Source organism: Kitasatospora sp. NPDC058478, assembly GCF_042720345.1.
GTDB lineage: Bacteria > Actinomycetota > Actinomycetes > Streptomycetales > Streptomycetaceae > Kitasatospora.
Genome location: NZ_JBHXML010000018.1, coordinates 1 through 22,549, shown reverse-complemented (window position 1 = coordinate 22,549; position 22,549 = coordinate 1). Strand labels below are relative to the sequence as shown.

Annotated in this window: 17 protein-coding genes and 1 pseudogene; 12 read left to right on the top strand and 6 right to left on the bottom strand. The window is 70.1% G+C overall.

Annotated elements, in window-relative coordinates; genetic code table 11:
• Positions 1-1,033 precede the first annotated feature (1,033 nt).
• The 5 genes from ACFWPT_RS12435 (at position 1,034) to ACFWPT_RS12415 (ending at position 8,298) form a co-directional block, all read left to right on the top strand.
• A complete protein-coding gene (locus ACFWPT_RS12435) occupies positions 1,034-3,172 on the top strand; it encodes a CRISPR-associated endonuclease Cas3'' (RefSeq protein ID WP_380481547.1) in 2,139 nt (712 codons plus the stop codon).
• 418 nt (positions 3,173-3,590) lie between these two features.
• On the top strand, positions 3,591-4,331 hold the full coding sequence (gene cas5c, locus ACFWPT_RS12430) for a type I-C CRISPR-associated protein Cas5c (protein ID WP_380481545.1): 741 nt from the start codon (positions 3,591-3,593) through the stop codon (positions 4,329-4,331).
• A 2-nt stretch (positions 4,332-4,333) separates the two neighbouring features.
• Entirely contained in the window at positions 4,334-6,181 is a 1,848-nt protein-coding gene (gene cas8c, locus ACFWPT_RS12425; protein WP_380481543.1) for a type I-C CRISPR-associated protein Cas8c/Csd1, read from the top strand.
• 32 nt (positions 6,182-6,213) lie between these two features.
• Positions 6,214-7,071 (top strand): type I-C CRISPR-associated protein Cas7/Csd2, encoded by an 858-nt coding sequence (cas7c, locus tag ACFWPT_RS12420; protein WP_380481541.1) that lies wholly within the window; start codon positions 6,214-6,216, stop codon positions 7,069-7,071.
• Between the two features lie 1,101 nt (positions 7,072-8,172).
• The gene (locus ACFWPT_RS12415) at positions 8,173-8,298 is read left to right on the top strand and encodes a hypothetical protein (protein ID WP_380481539.1); all 126 of its coding nucleotides are present in this window, start codon (positions 8,173-8,175) and stop codon (positions 8,296-8,298) included.
• A gap of 129 nt (positions 8,299-8,427) precedes the next feature.
• On the opposite strand, the gene ACFWPT_RS12410 is transcribed toward ACFWPT_RS12415, so the two are convergent.
• Positions 8,428-9,684 carry a tyrosine-type recombinase/integrase gene (locus ACFWPT_RS12410; RefSeq protein ID WP_380481537.1) on the bottom strand — a complete coding sequence of 419 codons (1,257 nt, stop codon included), beginning with the start codon at positions 9,682-9,684 and terminating at the stop codon, positions 8,428-8,430.
• 557 nt (positions 9,685-10,241) lie between these two features.
• Here ACFWPT_RS12410 and ACFWPT_RS12405 point away from each other — a divergent pair.
• Genes ACFWPT_RS12405 through ACFWPT_RS12395 form a run of 3 tightly spaced genes read left to right on the top strand, consistent with a single transcriptional unit; the run spans position 10,242 to position 15,975 of the window.
• Entirely contained in the window at positions 10,242-12,245 is a 2,004-nt protein-coding gene (locus ACFWPT_RS12405) for an ATP-binding protein (protein WP_380481535.1), read from the top strand.
• Positions 12,242-13,081, top strand: coding sequence for a hypothetical protein (locus tag ACFWPT_RS12400; RefSeq protein ID WP_380481533.1), 840 nt, complete (start codon positions 12,242-12,244; stop codon positions 13,079-13,081). Before ACFWPT_RS12405 ends, ACFWPT_RS12400 begins: the two co-directional genes overlap by 4 nt.
• Positions 13,082-13,095: 14 nt before the next feature.
• On the top strand, positions 13,096-15,975 hold the full coding sequence (locus ACFWPT_RS12395; RefSeq protein WP_380481531.1) for a WD40 repeat domain-containing protein: 2,880 nt from the start codon (positions 13,096-13,098) through the stop codon (positions 15,973-15,975).
• A 787-nt stretch (positions 15,976-16,762) separates the two neighbouring features.
• On the opposite strand, the gene ACFWPT_RS12390 is transcribed toward ACFWPT_RS12395, so the two are convergent.
• The 4 genes and pseudogenes from ACFWPT_RS12390 to ACFWPT_RS12375 form a co-directional block, all read right to left on the bottom strand.
• Positions 16,763-17,290: a tyrosine-type recombinase/integrase gene (locus ACFWPT_RS12390; RefSeq protein ID WP_380481529.1), complete on the bottom strand. Its 528-nt coding sequence runs from the start codon at positions 17,288-17,290 to the stop codon at positions 16,763-16,765.
• A gap of 392 nt (positions 17,291-17,682) precedes the next feature.
• A pseudogene (locus ACFWPT_RS12385) lies at positions 17,683-18,186 on the bottom strand (hypothetical protein); the annotation flags it as partial.
• A gap of 399 nt (positions 18,187-18,585) precedes the next feature.
• Positions 18,586-18,945, bottom strand: a complete 360-nt coding sequence (locus ACFWPT_RS12380; protein ID WP_380481527.1) for a hypothetical protein — start codon at positions 18,943-18,945, stop codon at positions 18,586-18,588.
• The gene (locus ACFWPT_RS12375; RefSeq protein WP_380481525.1) at positions 18,920-19,615 is read right to left on the bottom strand and encodes a type III effector protein; all 696 of its coding nucleotides are present in this window, start codon (positions 19,613-19,615) and stop codon (positions 18,920-18,922) included. Before ACFWPT_RS12375 ends, ACFWPT_RS12380 begins: the two co-directional genes overlap by 26 nt.
• Positions 19,616-19,725: 110 nt before the next feature.
• On the opposite strand from ACFWPT_RS12375, the gene ACFWPT_RS12370 reads away from it, so the two are divergent.
• From ACFWPT_RS12370 to ACFWPT_RS12355, 4 genes are all read left to right on the top strand, one after another.
• Positions 19,726-20,160: an Hsp20/alpha crystallin family protein gene (locus ACFWPT_RS12370; RefSeq protein WP_380481523.1), complete on the top strand. Its 435-nt coding sequence runs from the start codon at positions 19,726-19,728 to the stop codon at positions 20,158-20,160.
• A 132-nt stretch (positions 20,161-20,292) separates the two neighbouring features.
• Positions 20,293-20,589, top strand: a complete 297-nt coding sequence (locus tag ACFWPT_RS12365) for an STAS domain-containing protein (protein WP_380481521.1) — start codon at positions 20,293-20,295, stop codon at positions 20,587-20,589.
• 51 nt (positions 20,590-20,640) lie between these two features.
• On the top strand, positions 20,641-21,045 hold the full coding sequence (locus ACFWPT_RS12360; protein ID WP_380481519.1) for a DUF2267 domain-containing protein: 405 nt from the start codon (positions 20,641-20,643) through the stop codon (positions 21,043-21,045).
• A gap of 59 nt (positions 21,046-21,104) precedes the next feature.
• Positions 21,105-21,344, top strand: a complete 240-nt coding sequence (locus ACFWPT_RS12355) for a DUF2267 domain-containing protein (protein ID WP_380481517.1) — start codon at positions 21,105-21,107, stop codon at positions 21,342-21,344.
• A gap of 525 nt (positions 21,345-21,869) precedes the next feature.
• Here ACFWPT_RS12355 and ACFWPT_RS12350 read toward each other — a convergent pair.
• Positions 21,870-22,082 (bottom strand): hypothetical protein, encoded by a 213-nt coding sequence (locus ACFWPT_RS12350; protein ID WP_380481515.1) that lies wholly within the window; start codon positions 22,080-22,082, stop codon positions 21,870-21,872.
• Positions 22,083-22,549: the final 467 nt, after the last annotated feature.

Sequence of the window (22,549 nt, the reverse complement as noted above, 5' to 3'; positions counted from 1 at the left end):
CTCCGCGCCCGCGGCGGTCGCCTTCCGGGGCGGCCGAGGGTTGGAACCACTCCTGGAACCAGCGCCCGCCGGACAGGATCGCCGAGGCGGTCGCCCCCTGGGGCGGCTGAGGATCGGAACACCGTGCCGCTGGCTGCCAAACCCCTCGCCGGATTGGTGGCGGTCGCCCCTGCGGACCGTCGAGGATCACACTGGTTGCCGCGCAGGTCCGACTGGGTCGGCTCCGGTGGCGGCTGCCCTCCGGGGCGGCCGAAGATCGCAACGGCATGGATGGCACGTTCGAGCGCGTGATGACCTGCGCGTGGCGGTCGCCCTTTTGGGCGGCCGAGGATCGCAACGCCCGTTGGGAGGTCGCCACCGGGTCCGACGGCGTGTGGCGGTCACCTTCCGGGACGGCCGAGGATCGCAACGCCTCGACCTCGGGATCGCTGCGCGGGGTCTCGTACGGGTGGCGGTTGCCCTCTGTGGTGGCCGAGGACTGCAGCTGCACGCGCAAGGGCGTGTAGTGGCGCAACAGCAACGTGGCGGTCGCCCTCTGGGTCGACCGAGGATCGCAACTCGCTGCGCCCGATGGTGATCAACCGCACCGACGTGGTAGCGGTCGTCCTCCGGGGCGGCCGAGGATCGCAACCCTCGTTGGGCGGCCTCACGGTGGGGGCGGGGCCTGGTGGTGGTGCCCCGGGGGCGACCGAGGATCGCAACTGGTCCACCACGTGCTCCGTCGACCGGAAGTGCGGGGTGGCGGTCGCCCTCCTGGGCGGCCGAGGATCGCAACAATCGCGGCGCGGTCGGCCGGCGGCCCCTCGTGTCCGAGTGGCGGTCGCCCTCTTGGGGGGCCGAGGATCGCAACTACTGTGCCGACCCGCGCTTGTACTCCCTCACGGCGTGGCGGTCGCCCTTCGGGACGACCGAGGGTCGCAACGGCATCCAGGCCATTCTCTGCCCTGCTGCAAGGCCGGCGTGGCGGTCGCCATCTGGGGCCTTGTCGCAGTCGTAACTCGTGTGTCGTGGCGGGTGGGTAGCCTTGTGGGTCATGCGTGACGAGCCTCTTTATGCCCATTCGCCCAATGGTGCTGGCCGGTGGCATCTGCTGGGTGATCATCTTCGTGGATCGGCTGCACTGGCTGGCCGGTTCGGTGCGGTGTTCGGTATGGGTGCCGCGGCTGAGTATCTGGCGTTGGTTCACGATGTGGGGAAGGGGGGGTGTGCGTGGCAGGACCGGCTGGTGGAGGTTGCCGGTACCGGTGGGACGGTCGGGATCGACCACAAGAGGGCGGGGGTCCGTCTTGCGGCGCAGTGTTTGCCGGGGCCTCTTGCGGGGGTGGTGGAGGGTCATCACGGGGGTCTGCGGTCCTGGGGTGAGATGCGTGCTCTGCTGAGGGAGCTGCGGGCGCGGCCCGGTGCTGTGGAGGAGGCGATTCGCCGGGTCTCGGCGGAGGTTCCCGAGATCGAGTCTGCGGGGATCGCGGTGCCGCAGTGGCTGTCAGACCCCGACAGCGACAACGACTTCGCTGATGTCGACCTGATGGTCCGGATGCTGTTCAGCTGCGTCATCGACGCCGATCGCCTGGACACCCGCGCGCACCACCTGGGCCGGGTTCCGTATGTGCGCCCGGACGCGGACATGGCCGCTCTCGGCGAGCGGTTCGAGGAGGCCCGGAAGGCCATGCTCGCCGGCCGGCAGCCGTCGCGGATCGACGGGATCCGTACGAGCATCTACGAGCAGGCCGTGGCCGCGGCGGACGGCGAGCCGGGGGTCTACCGGCTGCACGTGCCGACCGGCGGGGGAAAGACCCTGGCCGCGGCCGCGTTCGGGCTGCGCCACGCCGCGCGCAACGGTCAGCGGCGGATCATCGTCGCGGTGCCGTTCATTAGCATCACCGAGCAGAACGCCTCCGTCTACCGGAAGATGCTCGGCGAGCGGGACGTCCTCGAACACCACTCCTCCGTCGATCTTGAGCGTGCGGGGTGGGCCCGGTTGGCGGCGGAGAACTGGGACGCACCATTCGTGATCACGACCACGGTGCAGCTGTTCGAGTCCCTCTTCAGCCGTTCGCCGTCGAGGATGCGCAAGCTCCACCGCCTCGCCGGTGCGGTGATCGTCCTGGACGAGGTCCAGGCGCTGCCGGACCGGCTGCTGGTGCCCATCCTGTCGGCACTGCGGGGTCTGACCGAGCGGTTCGGCACGACGGTGCTGCTGTCGTCCGCGACCCAGCCCGAGTTCAGCAGCATCGACGGCACCGGGCACAGGCACGTCATCCCCAACCCCGCGCCGCTCTTCTCGGCCCTCGAACGCGTCCGCTACGAGTGGCGCGAGGACACCACGCTGGCCGCCATGGCGAGCGAAGCCGCCCGGCACGAGCAGACGCTGATGGTCGTCTCGACCACGCGCGACGCCAACGCCGTCCACGAGCAGCTGCCCGCGGGCGCCCTGCACCTGTCCACCCGCATGACCTCGGGCCACCGCCGGGAGACGATCGAGGAGATCCGCACGCTCCTCGCGGCCAGACAGTGTGTCCGGGTCGTGTCCACGTCGCTGATCGAAGCCGGCGTCGACCTCGACTTCCCGATAGTCTTCCGCGCCTGGGCCCCACCGGAGAACCTCCAGCAGGCGGCCGGCCGCTGCAACCGCGAAGGCCACCTGCACCGCGGAACGGTCGTCGTCTTCAAAGCCCACGACAGCGGCAGGATCCCGGACCCGTCGTACATGCTCTCCCTCGGCATCGCAGGCAACCGCTTCGGCGACGGTCCCGACAAGGCCGACCCGGACGACCTCACCGCACTCGCCCACTACTCCAGGACCCGCTACCGGCTCCAGGGCCTCGCCAACCTCGGGGACCCGATCGAGGCGCTGCGCCGGGAACTCGACTTCCCCGCTGTGGCGGAGAAGTTCGTCATGATCGGCGAGAGCACGGCGAGCGTCGTCCATGTCCGGCCCGAACTGAAGCCCGAGGAACAGGCTGCGGCCCGTGCCGCCATCGACATGCTCCGCACGGGTCAGCCCTGCGGGCCCGAGACCCAGCGCGTCCTGCAGCCCCACATCGCCGGCATCCCCAGGGCCGAGGCGGACGCCGCGTTGGCAGCCGGCCACGCGAAGCTCATCGTTGACGACCTCGTCGAGTGGGTCGGCCCCTACCATCCACAGCGCGGCATCGAGCCGCCCAGCCGGTAGCGGTAGCCGGTCGACTTTTGGCGGCCGCGACAACTTCTCATCAGGGGAAGGCTGTTGGTCACATGCGCAGGCGCTTCGGGCTCCTTCCCCGTCCTGAGCGCGAGGTGGACCGGCGGGGAGAGCCCGGCCGGGGGGTGCGGGTTGGGTAGGCTCCCGAAGCGTGGCGCCGCCCTCTCACGAGGGGCGGCGAGGATCGAAACACAGGCGTGCTGGTGTCTGTCCGCGCGCTCGTGCCCCCGTCGGCTTGCCGGCGGGGGCGTCATTGTCAGTGACCCCTGATACACATTCGGCAACGGCAAGGGTCGTCGCAGAACACGGCACCGCTGAGGCTGTCAAGCCCTCCCGGGAAGCAGCTTCACGGGTGTGCTAGTGCTGCTACGGTCCATGCCTGACACATCGTCACATTGCCCTGGAGAGGGTGATTACCTTGCCGAGCCATGCCCAGACGCGCTGGCCGGAGCCGCCGGTGACCGTCGAGCTGTGGGGACCACTGGCCTGCTTCACGCGACCCGAACTGAAAGTCGAACGGGTCAGCTACCCCGTCATGACGCCCTCCGCGGCAGTCGGAGCACTCAGCGCCATCTTCTGGAAACCGGAGATGACCTACGTCATCCAGTCGATCGAGGTCCTCACCCCGATCGAATGGATCAGCATCCGACGCAACGAGGTCAAGTCCGTCATCACCGCACCCCGCATCAAAGCCCTGCGCACGGACCACAGGGAGCGCTACGACGTCGAGCACGACCGCGACCAGCGCAACACCGTCGCGCTGCGCGACGTCGCCTACCGGGTGAACACCCAGATCGTCCCGACCCGCAACGCCAAGGCACCGGCCGCCAAATACCGCGAGCAGCTGCGCCGCCGCACCGAACGCGGCGGATGCTTCTCACAGCCCTTCCTCGGATGCCGCGAGTTCTCCGCGGGCTTCGGCCCGCGCGGATCATGGCCCGGCAGCCCCGAAGGCTCGAAGGCCGGCCCCATCGAGCGCACTGAGGAACTCGGCGTGATGCTGCACTCGATCAGGTACGGCGACCGCGGCCAGGAGACCTACCACTGGTTCCGCGCCAGCCTGGACAACGGCGTGCTCCGCGTCCCGCGGCACCCCCTGGGTGACGACGAGGTCCACATGCCCGCCGGATCCTGGCGAACCGGAGCCTGACCATGCTGCTGCAACGCCTCACCGAACGCGTCGCCGGCCAGGAACAGTCCTACACGAAACCCGCGACGATCAAATGGGCCGTGCTCCTCGACGGCGACCACGCGCAGATCCAGGACCTGCGCGTACCCAAGGGCCAGCCCGCGCTCCGCCTCGAGGTTCCGACCTCCACCCGCACGGTCGCCATCGCACCGTGCCTGCTCGCCGACAACGCCCAGTACGTCTTCGGCGTACCGAAGGCCGACCCCAGGACCGGAGAGGTCAAGGACAAGGACGCCGCCCGGGCCGCGAAGTGCCGCACGGCCTTCGCCGACCTCGCCCGGCAGTGGGCAGCCGCCAACCCCGGCGACCCCACCGCCGAAGCCGTCCTCCGCTTCCTCGTCACCACCCTGGACGTCCCAGCCGACATGGCCGCCGGCGACCTCGTCGCCATCAGCGTCGACGGACAGTGGGCCCACCAGCACCCGAGCGCACGCCAGTTCTGGGCGGACAAGGTCAGCGACACCAAAGGAGCAGGCAACACCGGCCTGTGCCTCGTCTGCGGACACGAACGCCCGCTGCTCGCCACCGTGCCCATCTCGATCGCCATGGGCGCCATCCCCGCCAAGCAGGCCAAGAGCACCCAGCTCGTCAGCGTCAACACCGCCGCACAAGGCCGCGCCGGCATCACCGCCGGACTCGCCGCCACCCCGCTCTGCGAGACGTGCGGGACAGCAGCCACCACCTCACTCGGAGAACTCCTCGCCGACCCGAAACACCGCAGGCGCGCCGACACCGCCGTGACGGTCTGGTGGACCCGCGAACCCGTCAAGCGCAACGGCTTCGGCAACCTGGACGACCCGCAACCCGAGGACGTCGCCAACCTCATCGCGAAGATCCTCAAACCGGGCACCGGGACCACCGAATTCGCGGCCGACGTCAACAAGTTCTACTCCGCCACCCTCGGCGCAAACTCCTCACGCGTCGTCGTACGCGACTGGATCGACGTCCCCCTGCCGGTCATCGAGGACTGCCTCGGCCGCTGGTTCCGCGACCACCAGTACCTCGACCCCTGGTCACCCCACACCACCCACCAGAGCACCGCGGATGACCTCGACCCGCAATACCAGGTCTACCCGCTCTGGCGACTCGCCCTCGCGTGCGCCCGATGGGTCAAGACCGAGAAGAAGTACCACCCCAAGACCATCCCCGAAGGACTCGACGAAGCCCTCCTCCACAGCGCCCTCCACGGCACACCACCCCCCGCCTGGATGCTCCCCCGACTCCTCGCACGCATCCGCGCCGACCGCCGCATCGACGGCCCCCGCACCGCCCTCCTCCGCCTCGCCCTCACCCGCCACCACACCCAGGAGCACGGCATGCCCGGCCTCAACCCCGACGCCAACGACCCCGCCTACATGTGCGGCCGCCTCTTCGCCACCCTCGCCGCCGTCCAACGCCGAGCCGCCAAAGACACCGGACGCACCGTCAACGCCACCATCACCGACAAGTACTTCGGCACCGCCATGAGCAGCCCCGCCACCGTCCTCGCCAACCTCCGCGCCGGCGCCGAAAACCACCTCCGCATCATCCGCCGCCGCAACACACCCACCGCCAACGCGCTCGAAGCCCGCATGCGCGACATCTACCACCACCTCGACGACGTCCCCCTGCTGCTCACCGTCCCCGAGCAGGGCCGTTTCGTCCTCGGCTACGAGCACCAGCGGGCCGCCGACATCACCGCCGCACTCGCCCACAAGGCCGCCAAGGAGAAGGCAGCCGAGACGGCCGAGCCCCAGCCCGCCGAGGGCGGCGCGCTCTTCGACGTCTCGGACCTCATCGAATCCGCCCCGGCCAACGCCGAAACCGCCTGACCACCCCACCCACCAGGAAGCGAGAACCCACCATGACCGTCCCCGCCCACCTCGACCCCACGCGCAAGCACGACTTCGTGTTCCTCTTCGACATCGCCGACGGAAACCCCAACGGCGACCCCGACAACGGCGGCGCCCCCCGCACCGACCCCATCACCATGCAGGGCTACGTCACCGACGTCGCCCTCAAGCGAAAGATCCGCAACACCGTCGCCCTCCTGAACTCCGGCCGCCCCGGCTACGACATCTACGTGGAAGCAGGCGTCGCCCTCAACGCCCAGCACGAGCGCGCCTACGACACCGGCAACGCGGCCAACGAGTCCGAAGCCCGCAACTGGATGTGCCGGACCTTCTACGACGTCCGCATGATGGGCGCGGTCATGACCACCGGCAAGAACCGCGACCGAACCGCCGGCCGCGTCCAGGGCCCCCTGCAGCTCACCTTCAGCAGGTCCATCGACCCCGTCACCACAATCGAAGTCCCCATCACCCGCGTCACCCCGACCCGAGTCGAGGACCTGGCCACCAAGCAGACCGAGATGGGCACCAAGAACATCGTCCCCTACGGCCTCTACAGGGGCGCAGGCCACTTCTCGGCACCACTCGCCGCCAAGACCGGCGTCACCAGCGACGACCTCCAAGCCCTCTGGCATGCCTTCGAGATGATGCTGGAACACGACCGCGCCGCCGGCCGCGCCTCCATGGCCCTGCGAGGACTCTGGGTCTTCAGCCACTCCGACGCCTACGGCCAAACCCCCGCCCACAAGCTCCTCGACCGCGTGCACATCACCCCACTCGGCCACACCGCAGCACGCTCGTACTCCGACTACAAGGTCACTGTCGACACGGACGTCCCGGAAGGAGTCAGCCTCACCGCGCTGGTGGACTGACTGGCTACTTCACCGATGTGCTTCGGACGAGTTCCTTCGAGGTCACACAGGGCACAATTCTCTGGCGGCCGCCTCTGGGTGGCCGGGAATCGCAACGGCACCAAAGCCGAAGAACTGGGTCAGGCTCTGCTGGCGGTCTCCCTCCAGGGCGGCCGAGGATCGCAACCGGTACGCGTCGCTGAGCTCTCGCAGCTGGACCGGCGTGGCGGTCGCCCCCGGGGCGGCCGAGGATCGCAACCTGAACAAGCAGCCGCTGACGGACGCCCAGATGAAGGGTGGCGGCCCACCTTTGGGCGGCCGAGAATCGGAGCTCGCACTCGGCTTCCAGGGCGCCCCCGACCAGCCTGGTGGCGGTCGCTCTCCAGGGCGACTGAGGATCGCAACACTGAGGACGGTGTCGAGCACGAGTTCAGCGAGGAGGCGGCGGTCGCTCTCCGAGGCGGCCGAGGATCGCAACAAGCGCGCCGTCGTCCTCGAACACGCCTGAGGAGGCGTGGCGGTCGCCCTCCGGGGCGGCCGAGGATCGCAACCTGAACATCCACCACGCCGAGGAGACCATCACCCGGTGGCGGTCGCCCTCCGGGGCGGCCGAGGATCGCAACGTTGATACCGACAGCGAAGCCGGGTGGCTCGCACGTCGTGGCGGTCGCCCTCTGGGGCGGCCGAGGATCGCAATGAGTCGATCGATATGTGGCCCGAGGTGCAGCTCGCCTGTGGCGGGTCGCCCTTTGGGGCGACCGAGGATCGCAACCTTTCCGATACGTTCTGGCCGCCTCTGCGGATGGCTGGTGGCGGTCGCCCTCCGGGGCGGCCGAGGATCGCAACCTCGTCCTGCTCGCCGGCCTCTCGCCGGACTCCCGGTGGCGGTCGCTCTCCGGGGCGGCCGAGGATCGCAACATGTTCGAGAGCGTGGTCCGAGCATCCGAGGCCGTGGTGGCGGTCGCCTTCCGGGGCGGCCGAGGATCGCAACTCGTCGGGCCGCTCGGCGAACAGGATCGGCACGCTGGTGGTGGCGGTCGCCCTCTGGGGCGGCCGAGGATCGCAACACCTCTCCGGGGCCGCCGATCTTCGTGAAGTCCACAGTGGCGGTCGCCCTCCAGGGTGACCGAGGATCGCAACACCAACGAGGAGCTGCTCGCCGCGATCGAGCAGCACGTGGCGGTCGCCCTCGGGAGTGACCGAGGGTCGCAAGCCCATGTGGAGGGAGCCTCGCTGTGGCTCCGCTGACCGATGGCCATCACCTGCTGGCCGGAGGGCGACCGAGCCTCTCCAGCCAGCAGGCCGCCACATTCTGTGATGGTGTGGCAGCGGACTGGTCTACCGGATCTGCTCAATACCTGGTGGGCACCAGCTCGGCTACGCCGCCAGCGAGTCAGAGCCCACCAGCCCGATCCTGTCGAGATGGGTGTTACCCAGCTCAGCGCGGTCGAGGGCCTTTGCCAGGGCCAGGACCGCGTCGTCGGCGGAGTCTTTGAGGAGGTGGCCGTAGAGGTCGACGGTGATGGCGAGGTTGGAGTGGCGCAGGGTCTTGGACACGACGGCGAGGGGGATGCCGGCGGCGATCATGATGCTGGCGGCGGTGTGGCGCAGGTCGTGCAGGCCGATCTTCGGCAGGTCGAGCTCGGCGGTGCGTTTGCGGAGCTGGTCGAGGACCCACTGCGGGCGCAGAGGCTCGCCGTCCGGGCGGGTGAAGACCAGGCCCTCCAGTCTGTTCTCCGGGTGGGCGGCCATCTGGAGAGCGGCCTGGCGCTGGAGGGCGGCCATGACTCTGGGGGAGAGGCTCACCCAGGCGCGGCTGGCCTCGGTCTTGGGCTCGCTGAGGTGGATCTTCCCGTTGTTCACGGCGGTCAGGGTCCAGCGGACGTACAGCTTGCGGTCCATGAGGTGCACGTCGGACCAGTGCAGGGCGAGGACCTCGCCGCGGCGCATGCCGGTGCCGAGCATGACCTCGAACAGGTCGGTGAGCCGGTCGGCATAGTGCTCGGCATTGTGCCGCAGGAACGTTGCGGCCTCATCGGGGGTCCAGCAGACGCGCTCGGCGGCGCGGGGCTTGGGCGGCACGGAGTGCTTGGCCGGGTTGTAGCGCAGCCGCCAGGTGCGCACCGCGTGGTTCAGGGCGTTGCGCAGCATCGCCACCGCGTGGTGAACGGTGGTGCGCCCGCGGCCGGCTGTGAGCTGCGCGCTCACCCAGGCGTCGATGTGCTTGGGCCGCAGATCGACGAGCAGCATGCCGCCGAACGCGGGGACCAGGTCGCGCTCGATGCACGCCCGGTAGCCCGCCATCGTGTTCGGGGCCAGCGCCGGCCGCTTCGACTCCAGCCACTCGTACAGGAACATGCCGACGCGCAGCGTCCGGTCCTCGTACACGCCCCGGTACTCGGCATCCAGTACCCGCGCCATCTCCCTCGCGGCCTCCGCTCGGCTCGCGAACCCGCCCCGCCGCCGGGTGCGGCGCTTGCCGTCCTCCGGTGCCAGGTCCACCGCGTAGGTCCACCGACCATGCGAAGTGTCGGCGGCCAACTGCGGGCACCACGAACCCAACTGCTTCCCGCTGATGCCGTCCTTGCACCCGCACCTGCGATACACCCTGCCCCGCTTCGGACGCTGCGCCATGGAGTCCTCCTCGAACCTGGTGGTGATGGCGTGTCCAGAGTTGCGGGAGTGGTGGGTGTGGCGGCAGAGCGCGCGGGGCGGGGCGTGGAGCACAGGCAAGATCGACTGGCCGGGACACGCGCTGGCGACACGCCGCGAGGGTGATCACGCTATGCGGATGGTGGGTAGGCGAGCTTGATCGCGAAGCACTGGCCCGCACGAGGTCTCTACTCGGAAGCGTGGCCGCGGGCAGGGACAAAGCAGTGTGAGTGGAAGGTTGGCGCTGGTGTTCGCTGAGCCGTTGCGGACCGGACGCTGGAACCTGGGCGCCAGCCGCACCGTGACCCGACCGCCGCCGGTGGAGTCGCGCCTCGACTTGCATGACCACGTGACGGCCCCATCACACTGCGTCCGCCTTCCTCTCCCCTCTCCGGCCTCGCTCCGCCCACGGAGCCTCAGCCCTCCCATGGCAGGGTGCTCTGCGACCGCCTGCCCGAACTGGATACCATGACGACATCCGTGGCGTTCCGGGGTGCGTTCCCGGTGTTCTCCGGACGAGAACGTGACAAGGGGAAGGCATGGTCTCGGAGGGTTCGGGCGACGAGCGGCCGAGCATGCTTCTCATGGGGGTCGGCAAGTTCGTCTCTTCCGTGCCTGAGGACGAGGAGCCACCGCCCCTCGCGGACGGCTGGGACGATCTTCCGTTCGTCGACGAGCTGATGCCGCGCCTGAGACAGGCGTACGAGCGGCTCTCGTACGCTGTCACAGATGTCCGGGATCCCAATCTGGAGGCTGTGGGGCGTGGTTGGCGTCACGCCCGTCGCGAGAACTTCGGCATCGTCCACGTCATTTCGCACGGAACGACCCGGCTCCCGCATGAAAGACGGTTCCAGAGTCAGGAACAGCTCTTCATGGTCGCCTCCGACGGCGGGGTCGGTTCGGACAGTGCGGTGGACCTCTGGACCCGGGACGCTCAGCTCCAGCCGGAGCCGATGCTGCTCGTGGTGGATCTCTGCCGCGCCGGGCGGGCGGCCCGCGTTGCCCAACTCGCGGTGGTGCCCGACGACGAGCTGAACGTGTGGGTCATTGCGGCTTCCAGCCCGTACTCCGACGCCTACGACGGGGCGTTCAGCGCGGCAGTGGCCGACGTGCTGGAGCAGATCGCCGCCAATGGTCTGGATACCGATCCCTCCCTCCGCTATGTCAAGTGGGACCGGGTGGTTCCCGCCATCCAGCGCAGCCTCGGCCGGAGGGGCAGCCAGCAGCAGATCCACTCCACCAAGGTGGACCTGGCCCGGGAGCGGTGGTTGCCGTTCTTCCCCAATCCACGGTGGGTGGACGATCCTCAGCGGGAGCGGTTCAGGACGGTCACCCCGCCGGTCAGGGAGTTCGTCGCGGACCTGGGCGCCGAGCACTTCATGGACCGGGTGGGCAGTCATTTCGTCGGCCGCGCCGGTCAGCTCGCGCAACTCGCGCCCTGGGTGGACGACCCCGCCACGGGTGGACTGACCGTGGTCACGGGCGCGCCGGGCTGCGGGAAGTCGGCGCTCCTGGGGGCCCTCGTCTGCGCCGGGCACGAGGAGGTCGTCCGGGCCGCACCGGAGATCCGCCGATACCTCGCGGCCCAGCATCCCGAAGGTGTGCCGTCGCCCAATCCCTCGCTCGCCGCTATCCACGCCCGCAGCCGCGACCTCGACGCCGTCCTCACCTCGCTCACCGACCAGTGGCGGCTGTCCGACGACCCGCATCGCGGGCACGGTGAACCGCAGACCGTCGCCGAATTGCTGACACGCCTCCAGTCCCTGCCGACCCCGCCGCCTCTGATCTTCGACGCCCTGGACGAGGCCGACGTACCCGCGGACCTCATGCGGCAGCTCCTGATCCCCCTGGCCACGACCCTGCGCCCGGACGGCCTGCCGGTCTGCCGGCTCATCGTCGGCACGCGCCGGTGGCCGCTCTTCCGGCCACTGCTGGAGCTGGCCTCCGAACAGGGCAGTCTGCTGGACCTGGACGACGTCCCCGATGACGAACTGCGTCGCGACCTCGAGACACATCTCTCCCGCCATCTCGCCGAGCATCCCGCCTATCGTCGCCCGGACCAGCGACCTGTCCGATCGGCTCTAGCCGGCAGCATCGCGGCCACGCTCACCCAGGACCCGCGAACCGTGCGCGAGTGGGGCCCGTTCCTTGTCGCACGCATCTACTGCCGGGCGCTGGACTCGCTGGAAGCGCCCGTGGACCCGAAAGGCGCGGCTCTTCTGGGCGCCGACGTGCCGCTATCGCTCCCCGACGTCCTCGAACTGGATCTGGGCCTGCAGACGAACGGTTCGCGTCTGCGGGCCGTGCTAGCGGCGGTGGCCTGGGCGAAGGGCGAGGGCTTCCCCACCGAAGCGATCGCCGCGGTCGCTCCCGAGTTCCACCCCGAGATCGGCGACGACGATGTCCGGAAGCTGCTCGACGCGGCGCGTTTCTACCTGCGTACCGGTGTCGAGAACGACGGATCCACGCTCTACCGGCTGTTCCACCAGGGTCTTGCGGACTACCTGAAGGCCAACCCCTACGCGATTGCGAGTCCGGAATGAGGATCGTCGGCATTCACGGCATCGGCAACCACCGCCGAGGTGAGACGGCCGAGACCGCCAGTCGGAACCTGTCCTCCATCTGGGCCCGTAGCCTTGGCGTGGACCGGGCGGATGTCGTGGTCGTCTACTACGCGGACCTCCTGCGTGAGTGCCGTGAGCAGGGACGTCAGAGCGGCACCGAGGACGAGCTCGACGAACTGACGGACAGCGAGGCCGACCTCCTCACCCATCTGCTGTACCTCCATCGCTCGGACAACCGCCGGGCCAGCACCGCCGTCCCGCAAGGCCACCTGACCGCCCCGCATCGGCGCTGGATAGCCGACCTGGCCGAGTCATGGGCCTGCGGCGAACGGATCGTGGAGTGGTTCGTGGTCCGGTTCGTCAAGGAAGTCGCCGCCTATCAGGCCGCCGGGATGACCCGGGAGCGGGTCCAGGACCGGCTACGTACGGCGCTGGAACAGCACCGCCCGGACGTGCTGATCGCCCACTCGTTGGGCTCGGTCGTCGCGTACGAGACGCTCCACCGGCTCCAGGACGACGCGGCGCCGATCCCCCTGTGGGTCACTCTCGGTTCCCCGCTCGCCATCCCGAGAGCAGTCTTCGACCGGCTCACCCCGCCACCGGTGGACGGCCTCGGCACACGACCGGCCGCGGTGAATCGCTGGGCCAATCTCGCCGACGTCGGAGACTTGGTCGCCGTTCCCCCTAAGGGGATCTCGCGCCGGTTCCGCGGGGTGGAGAGCGACGAATCCTGCTCCATTGGCACCCTTGACTTCCATTTGGCCGGGAACTACCTGAAGAGCGGGAAGCTGGCCCGGATTCTCAAGACCCTGTAACGGAAGGCGTGGACGTGACGGCGAACGAGGAGCGAACCGGCCGGCCTGACCCGGCCCGGCGAGTGTTCGCCCGGCTGATGCGGCAGGTGAAGGTCGGCGGGACACATCGGTGGGATCTGGCATCGCCGTATCTGCTGCGACACGCGGCCGAGCACGCGGCCGAGAGCGGGGGCCTTCACCGACTGTTCCAGGAGCCGGAGTTCCTGGTCCATGCCGACCCCAGGTCGATCCTGACAGCCGGGGCCCTCCCGGAAGCCGGTGCCGAGCGTCTCATGCCCATCTACCAGACCTCGCTCGCCCGTCACATCAACGCCGAACCGGAGGTCCGGCGCCATGTCCTGGCGGTGGACGCCGTGCGCTACCGGCGCCCCGACCTGAGCGACCGGTTGTACCACCCGCCATACGCCCTCCCCGCTCCGTGGCAGTGTCGATGGTCGACTGCCGGGAACGTCAGCCTCGCGCTGCGTGCGACTCTTACCGCAAGCGAACAGCCGGTGCGGTCCGTGGCCACCGGTTTGTGGGACGGTTGGCCGTTCGCCATCACCGCGGGAGACGACCGCATCGCCCATGTCTGGGACATCGCCAGTGGCACCCTGCACCACGAACTGCACGGCCACACCGCGCCGGTGACCGCGATCGCGGTCGGCCGCCCGGAGCAGCGGATCGTGGTCACGGCGGACGCGCAGGGCACGCTACGCCGATGGGACCCGCGCAGTGGAGAGATGCTGACCGAGATCGGGGCCGTGCATGCGGGCTCCGTGACCGAACTGTTGACGCATGTGGTGGACGGCGTACCCGTCGCCGTGACGTGCGGCGCGGACGGGACGATCTACAGCTGGGACCTCAGGGCCGGCCGGCAACGCCACCTGCTCGCCAAGGAGGAGTCCGGTCCCGGGCCGATCGTACTTGCCACAAGAATCGGCTATGAACCCCTGGTGGTCATCGGATACGGCGACGACGAGGCGGGTGGGGTGGTCGCGGTGAGCCTCGTCGACGGCACTGAACGCCATCGCTTCGCCGTCGATTCCGCGCCCGTGATCGGGCTGGCCGTCACCGGCGAGGACGAAGACTCGTCCCTGGTCATTACCACCGAGGACGAGAACTGTTACGTCTGGGACCTGACGCGCCGTAGACCTGAGCTCCGACTGAGAGGGGCCCACCAAGAGTCGACCGCCCTCCGCGCCCTCACGGCGGGGGAACACCCCGTCGCCGTCATCGCGGGATCGGATGGGTCGATCGAGGTCTGGGCCGTTGACACCGGCCAGCTGTTGCACACCTTGAACGGGCACACGGGCGCCGTCACAGCACTCGCCTGGTACATCGACGACTCAGGCGAAACCACCGCACGGAGCGCTCCGACTCAGACAGTCTCCAACCTCACGGTGACGCTGCACGGACGCCGGGCGGCCGGCCTGGCGGCCCAAAGTGACCGCCGCACCCGGACCCTCGACGCGCTGTCCGGCCACGTGCTCGTGTCCGCCTCCGAGGACAGGACGCTGCGGACGTGGAACCTCGCCGACGGCAGGCCGCTCCAGATCCTCACCGCCCACACGGACGGCATCACCGCCGTCGCCGTCGCCGACCGCGGTGACGGCAGACCAGTGGCCGTCAGTGGTGGAGACGACGCGACTGCGCGCGTATGGGACCTGGACGAACCCCGTGAACTCGGCAGGGACAACCGTCATCCACGACGCGTCGAAGCCGTGGCGGCGGCACGGGCGGGTGAACGGGTACTGGTGGCCACCGGGTGCGGCGACCACTGGTTGCGCATCTTCGACGCGTCCAAGGGCAAGGCCGAGGGTGTCTACGCGGTGGGCCTGAGCACCGTGACCGCACTCGGCCTCGGTACGACCACCGAGGGCCCGGTCGTGGTCACCGTCACCGACGATGGTGGGATCTCAGCCCGCGAACCCGGCACCGGCAAGCTGCTGTGGCGGCGCTCCGCGTCGCGCAGCGCAGTCGCGGACCTAGCGGTCGGTGGGTCGGCTCGGCGGCCGGCGTTCGTGATCCTCAGGGCCGACGGGCAGGTGTACGTCCATGACCTGACCACCGGGCGACCCCGGGGTGGGCGCCTCGGTTGGCGCTCCGGCGCCACGTCCATCGCCACCGGGCGGATCGGGGAGAAACCCCTTGCTGTCGTCGGCTACCGCGACGGACTCATCGAGGTGTGGAACCTGGCATCCGGCCGCCTGCGCCGGGCGTTCTCTACCAACATCCCTGGCCTTCGGGCCGTGGCATTCGGCGCGACGCCGTCGGAGGCGATGATTGCGTCCCGGCACGCGGACGGTTCCATCCGTACATGGGACGCGGACACCGGTCGTCGACGTTCGCTGATCAACGCGGGAGGAGAGACGGCCATGACTATGGGGACGGCCCAGGGCCGACTCGTCATTGTCACGGCCGACAGGGCGGGCGACGTGCGCTTCCGAGAGGCCAGCACCGGCGAGCATCACGCCTTGGTGTCCTTTCCCGAGGCGGCGCACACCGTCGCGGCGGTGGGTGACGTCCTAGCAGTCGGCTTCGGAAGCGAGTTGGCCATCCTGTCCACTTCGGACAACCCGGGGCCGTGGCTGGTGGGTCCGGGCAAGCCGTCGCCGACACCAGTCGAGCCGCAGCAGTCGTCGAGGGGGCAGCGAATCGGTCGGCTGTCCTTCCTGGAACTGGCCGTCCTCGGCCGACTCCACGGTGGGCACGCCCGCGGACTGCTGGAGTTGAAGTCCGCGTTCGGCGCGACTGTGAAACGCGGGCAGCTCAAGGCCGCCCTCCGCACACTGCAGAGCAAGAACCTGATTCGACCGATGCTGGGGTCCGATGGGTACGAGGTCTCGGCCGCGGGGGTGGAAAGACTTGCCCGCAGGGCGCGCCGCCCGGTCGCGCAACACCGCACTTGGTGACCTCCTCGAACCAGGTAGTGATGGTCCAGAGTTGAGGGGGCTCGGTGGGTGTGTCGGCAGAGCGTGCGGGGCGTGGAGTACGGCGAGATCGAATGGCCGGGGCACGCGCCCGACGACACGCCGCGAGGGTGCTCGCAGCGCGCGGTCGGTGGGGTCAGGCGATCCTGATCGCACAGCATCAGTCTTCATGAGTCCACGGCCCGAAAGGGTATGCCAAACGGGACCAGGTGGCTTGCCCGTCGGCCGTGGGCTGTTGGGCTCACACAACCCAGGCACGTGTGGTGGGGTGGCGCCGAATCTCGGGCTGGCCCCCGGAATCCGCTACCGTGAGCGCCGCTGGATTTTGACAGGATTACGGGGAGTGGGGGTGCGTCCGGTATTTGTCACGGCTATTCTCGACTGGCCTTCGGTTGAGTTGGATTGATTTCCGCCTGGTGCCCCGTGGTCCTTGATTGGGATTTTCTGAGCGATCCGAGAGGATCGCTGGATCCTCGCTCGGAGTGGCGCTACTCTGGAGACATGAACGCCACTCGGACCCTCCGTCAAGCCCCTGACCTGGGGACCAGCTGGGGACCACACGTCATGCGCGCTGCCGCGCGACGTGCGCGAAACGTGCTCATCTGCACACGCACGACGTGTGTGCGAGCGCATTTCAGGCAGGAATAGGAGAACCCTTCCTGACTGGGGGTCAAGGGGTCGCAGGTTCAAATCCTGTCGTCCCGACTGTGAAGTCGGTTGTGAGAGCGGGTGCTTGGGAAACCGGGTGCCCGCTCTTTCTGTTGCCGTGTCAGTTGGTGGTCGCATGGTGGTCGCCGGGCCACATCGGCCATGGTGCCGGGGGTTCTTCTGTTCGTGCCTGCTGATATGCGGGCAGGTGCCGGTGGGGGCGTGGGTGCTGGCGCCATGGGCGCTGGGCGCGGCAGACGGTGCGTCCGAGTACGGCGCGGTCCGCGTTGTCGAGGGTCCAGGCTGCGGCGTCGACGGCCGCGCGGGCGGCGAGTCGGGTGAGTTCTGCGTAGATGTTCGCGCTGGTTGACAGGGTGCGGTGGCGCAGGGTCTTGGAGATGACGGGCAGGGGGACTCCGGCGGCCAGGGTGAAGCTGGTCATGAGGTGGCGCAGGTCGTGGAGGGCGATGCGGGGGACTCCGGCTTTGTCGCACAGCAGGTGGAAGTGGTCGAGGACGTTCTTGGGATGGAGCGGCCGGCCGTGGCGGTGGAAGACGTAGTCGCCGCTGTCGGCGATGTTGCCGAAGGCGCGGGTGCCGGCGCGGTCGTCGAGGGCCGAGGCGACACGGTCGGAGAGGGCGACCCACATCCTGCTGCCCTTGGTCTTCGGGTGGTGAGCACAAGCTGGTTGTTGTCGACGGCGGAGAGCGTCGCGCGGACGAAGAAGACACGGTCGGGGAGGTGGACGTCGTCCCAGCGCAGGGCGAGTGCCTCGCCTTTGCGGATGCCTGAGCCGATCATGAGCTCGGCGAGGTCGGCGTAGAGGGGGTCGGTGACGTGGGTGAAGCGCAGGAAGCGGGCGGTCTGTTCCTCGGTCCACAGGCGTCTGGGGGCGGAGGCGGGGCGGGGGAGCAGCGGGGGCTTGGCGGGGTTGCGGGCGAGCCGGCCGTCGTGGACGGCGCTGCTGAGGGCGCTGGAGAGGGTGGCCATGATCCGGTGGACGGTGACCCTGCCGCGGCCCCGGCGCAGAAGGTTGGTGACGAAGGCCTGCAGGTGCTGACGGGTGAGGTCGATGAGGGGGATCGTGCCGAGGGCGGGGATCAGGTCCTGCTCGGTGTAGGTGCGGTAGCGGGCCATGGTGGCGGGCTTGAGGCGGAGCTCCGTCTCGTCGAGCCGGTCCCTCAGGTACTCGGCGGTGCGCTGCCTGGGGTCGGTGATGACGCAGAGGGTGAGGCCCTCGTTGAAGCGCCGCAGCGCGGTGCGGGCGTCGAGTTCGTCGGGGAAGCCGGCGCGGCGGACGGTGCGGCGGTGGCCGTCGATGGGCGGGGTGTCGACGGCGAACGCCCAGGTGCCGTGGCGGGGGTCGGCGGTGAGGCGGGGGCAGGTGGTGCCGAGCTGTCGACGGTGGTCGTCGCGGCAGCCGCAGCGCCGGTAGACGCGTCCTCGGTCGTTTCCCGGGTTCGGTGAGCAGCGAATGGTGATCGCCTCGGAAGGTCGAGCGGCGCGCGGGATCTGCCTCCCATCCTGCTCTTCTACGGCGACCACCGTGCGACCGCTGAGCCCGGAGAATGTTATTGACCTGCGGGTCTCCCTTGGCCAGCGACAAGGGGAGATGAGCTGCAGGCCGGGCTCGGCCGCGTTCGGGGCTGTTGGTTCTTGTGCTGCTCGGCCTCTTCGTCGTCCCGGTCTTCGGCGTCGTCGCTGAGGTCTCCGTCGATTCGTTAGCTGGCGATTGCCGCGTGACCTGCCCGTGTCCCACGCGGCGACAGTGTGGAACACGCACGCAGAGTACTCCGCCTCAGCCCGGCCGCCTCGCCGACGTCAGGGGCGGGGGTGGGGGTGTCCAACCAGGTAGGACATGGGCGAAGTCGGCGCCTCCGCTCGGCCGTGGCGTCAGATCGCGGCGTATCGCCAGGGGGTCTCGGGGGCGGTAGTTCTCCCTGTCTACGGGTACCCGGACTGCTGCCTGGCGGCCTCCGAGGCGTGTCGCGGTGCGTTCGGGACGGTAGGTGCGTGCCGGTGGCCAACGGGGTCGGAGGGGTTCTGCGTGGGGGCTCGCGCTGGTTGCTCCGGTGGGATGGTCGGAGGCCCTGCCGGCGTGGGGAAGGCATGCGGGGGCCAGGACCCGTGGGCCAGGTCGTGGTGGAGGGCGTCGATTCTGGCCAGGCAGGTGTCGACGGTGGCGATGGCGGCGCTGCTGTGCTCGCGGATGCGGCGTTCGATGGCGGCGAGCCGGTCCTCGATCTGCTGCCAGCGGTCTTCAGCGGTGGTGAGGGGGTCAGGTGCGTCGTTGGTCGCTGTCATGGCGGAGGCGTTCGGTGCGGTGGGTGAGGTCGTCGAGGCGGGCGGTGAGGTCCGGGTGGGTGGCGGCGAGGTGGGGGCGCATGTCGGCGAGGGGCGTTATCAGGTCGGCGGGGTCGGGGGCGCCGAGGGCGGTGGTGAGCGCGGTCAGCGCGGGGCGGGCCCGGGGTGGCAGGCCGGGTGCGGCGCTGATCTGGGCGGCGAGGACGCGCAGGTCGGCTGCGTTGTCGCGGGCCCAGGCGGTGACGGCGCGGTCCGCGGCCCGGCGGTCGCGGACGGCTTTGACGCGCTCCGCTCCGGTCGCGGCCTCTTCGGGTCTGCTGCCGGCGGGGCGCAGGCGCAGGTAGCGGTTCTCGGCGGCCTGACGGCTGGCGACGCCCATGGGGTGGGCGAGGTCGGCCCAGGTGGCGCCGCCGTCACGGGCGCTCTCCACCAGGCCCGCCTCCCAGCCGGCGAGCTCGGTGCGCAGTTCGCGCAGCAGTACCAGGGCGGCCAGGGCCGGCTCGGGGCCCTCGTCCGGTGCGCCGGTGCCGGGCCGGGTGGTCGGGCGGGTGTTCCGGGCGGTGCGGACAGCGTCGTCGATGGCGGCGAGCGCGGCGGCGGCGGCGAGGAAGGACGCCGGTCCCGTGGGTGGGCCGCCGCCGGTGGCGGGTACGTCGGGCCGCTTTCCCATGGCTGTCACTCCTTCAGCGACTTTGCTGTTTGTCATTGGATGGATGACATGCTAGAACAGATTCAGGTGAAGCGCACTGGCTCTCATTCGATCAGTGGAGGTGTTTCGCGATGCTGATGCGCACTGACCCGTTCCGCGAGCTGGACCGGCTGACTCAGCAGTTCCTGGGCACGAACGGGACGTGGTCGCGGCCGGCCCCGATGCCGCTGGACGCCTGCCGTGTGGGCGACGAGTACGTGATCTGTTTCGATCTGCCGGGGGTGGCCCCGGACGCGATCGAGGTCGACGTCGAGCGGAACATGCTGACCGTCAAGGCTGAACGCCGCCCCCGTCACCAGGGTGACGACGTGAAGTGGGAGCTGTCCGAGCGCCCGCTCGGCGTGTTCTCCCGCCAGGTCATGCTGTCCGACACCCTCGACCCCGCCGGGATCAGCGCCGACTACGACGCCGGCGTGCTGACCCTGAAGATCCCGATCGCGGAGAAGGCCAAGCCCCGCAAGGTCGAGATCAGCCACAGCGGCAGCCGCAAGCAGATCCAGGCCTGACCCCTCCCCGGACCGCCGTCCCGCACCGCCAACCCCCGGGCCCTGCGGGACGGCCCCGGCCGGCTCCACCGTCCGGCCCGGCCGCCCCGGCGCACCACGCCGTGTGGGCCGGGCCGGCGGCGGGAGACCACCATGCGCGACGACCAGGGGCACGAACCCTTCGCGCTGCGGGCGTGCGGCGAGATAGCCCTCGACACCGCCCCCGCGCTGCGCCGTGCTGTGACCGCCGCGCTCGGGGCACATCGGGAGGTGGTGCTCGATCTGTCGGAGGTGACGTTCATGGACTGCGCGGGCCTGGGCGCTCCGGTCCGGGCCCGCAACCAGGCCGACCGGTGCGGCAGCCACCTGGTCCTGCGAGGGGCCGGCCGCCGCGTGGGCCGGCTGGGCAAGCTCACCGGTGCGCACCGGCGCCTGGTCGTCGAGCCCTGACCGGGCGTCGACGGCGTTCACGCCGAGCCCCGGAACGGAGGGAGAGGAACCGTGGCTCTTCGATGGGAGGCGTTCCTGGAAGACGTCCGGGAACGCGGTGAGTACGACACATCCCGGGAGGCCGAGCGGGCGGCGCGCGTCGTACTGGCCCTGCTCGGCGCCCACCTGGTCGGCAACGTGCGCGCCGAACTGGCCGCCCGCCTGCCCGAGACCCTCGCCCTGATCCTGCTCAACCCGCTGCAGGCCGCCGAGCCGCTCAACCCCGAGCGGTTCACGCGCGCGACCGCGGCCTGGATCGAGGGTGCCACCGAGACCACCGCCCTGTGGGACATCGGCGCGGTCCTCAGCACCGTGGCCGACGCCGTCGGCGACGACCTCACCGAGCGCGTCCTGCTCCAGCTGCCGCCCGGCTACGACCTCCTGTTCGGCCGGCCCCGGCCCGGCCACCGCCCCTGAACACCGTCCGCGCCGCCGCACCCGTCCGGCCGGCCCCGTTTCCCTGGAAGGCCACCGCCATGACCCGGTACCGCCTCCTGCTCCAGCAGGTCCGCACCCTGGGCCGCTACACCTGCGACGAGGAGGCCGAACGCGTCCTCACCGTCGTCCTGGCCGCCCTCGGCAGCCAACTCACCGGGGAGGAACGCTGCGACCTCGCCGCAGCCCTGCCCGTGCCCGCACCGTCTTCGCCTCGCAGATCCCGCTGCCCCGGCCGGTCGCCGCCCCCGCCTTCGTCGAAGCCGTCGCCCGCGCCCTGAACACCAGCCTCACCGCCGCCCGCTGGGACGTCTCCTCCGTCCTGGCGGCCCTCACCGACCTCGCCGGCGACCCCCTCACCGACCGCATCCTCACCGACCTGCCCCGCGGCTACGCGCTGCTGTTCGGCCGCGCCGACCTCACGATCGCGGCTTGACCCGGGGCGGCACTACCGGCGCCGGCCGCCCGCCACCCAGCGTGGCAGGGCAGTCGGCGCCGGGCCGTCAATCCGGCCGGCGGCGGCCACCGGAGCGCAGGACGACGACGCAGGACCGCCACCGCCGGGTACCGGTTCGAGTCCGGCGCCACGCCGGTGCACCCGCGACATCCACCTCGGCCGGGTGTGACCGGCCCAGCCCTGCCGAGTACCGGCTGGAACCGGAACCATGTTGGAGTTCACCTCCTGGCCGGGCATCAGCTCCCTCGCCCCGGCCAAGCAGGGCGAGCGCGCTGCGCACCACGACGCCAGGCGCAGGACCGATCTGGGCATCTGGTCAGGCAGGTCCGCGAGCGCGGCCCGGCAAGAGTCACCTCTGCCCGTGGGCGCCAGCTGGGCGGGCGGTGTCGAGGGCGTCGCGCAGGGAGTACAGGTCGGCGAGGGTGGCCAGTTCGGCGAAGCGGGCCAGCAACCGGCGGATGGTTCGGTCGTCGCCGTCGTGCACGGCCTCGGTGATCGCCTCGACGAGGGCAGCCTGCCCGGGCCGGGCGGTCTCCGCTGCTCCGGGCACCAGGTCCTCCACTCCCGCCTCCTGCGCGGTACTGCTTGTTCGTCGGCGGTGCGCGGCGGCGGCGGGGGGGGTGCCGCCGCCGCGCACCGGCAGAGTACCTCACTCGCGGCGAACGCAAAATCTATGCGTGCCGGAGTAGACATTGCCCGTGGGCTGGTCTAGCGTTTCTCTCGTAGACAACAGTCGGCGATACCGGCAGACACGAACTGGCCCGGGTTGTTGGACAGAGTTCGCGGTTCGGTCCGGCAGCGGAGTTCCGAAGCCAGGCAGGTGCAGGACGGGCGACGGGGCTGGCTGCGGGAACAGGTGGGCCGCCACGGCCACCGACGGGAAGACGCAGTTCAGCAGGTGCAGTACCAGCAGTACGAAAGTGACAGTGCAGTCCAGAGGATGAGTGGAGGGACAGCGCGCCATCAGGATCGCCCGGCCCGTGAGGAAGTCGCCTGGGCGGATTCCGTAGACCCCAAGGCAAGGACGGT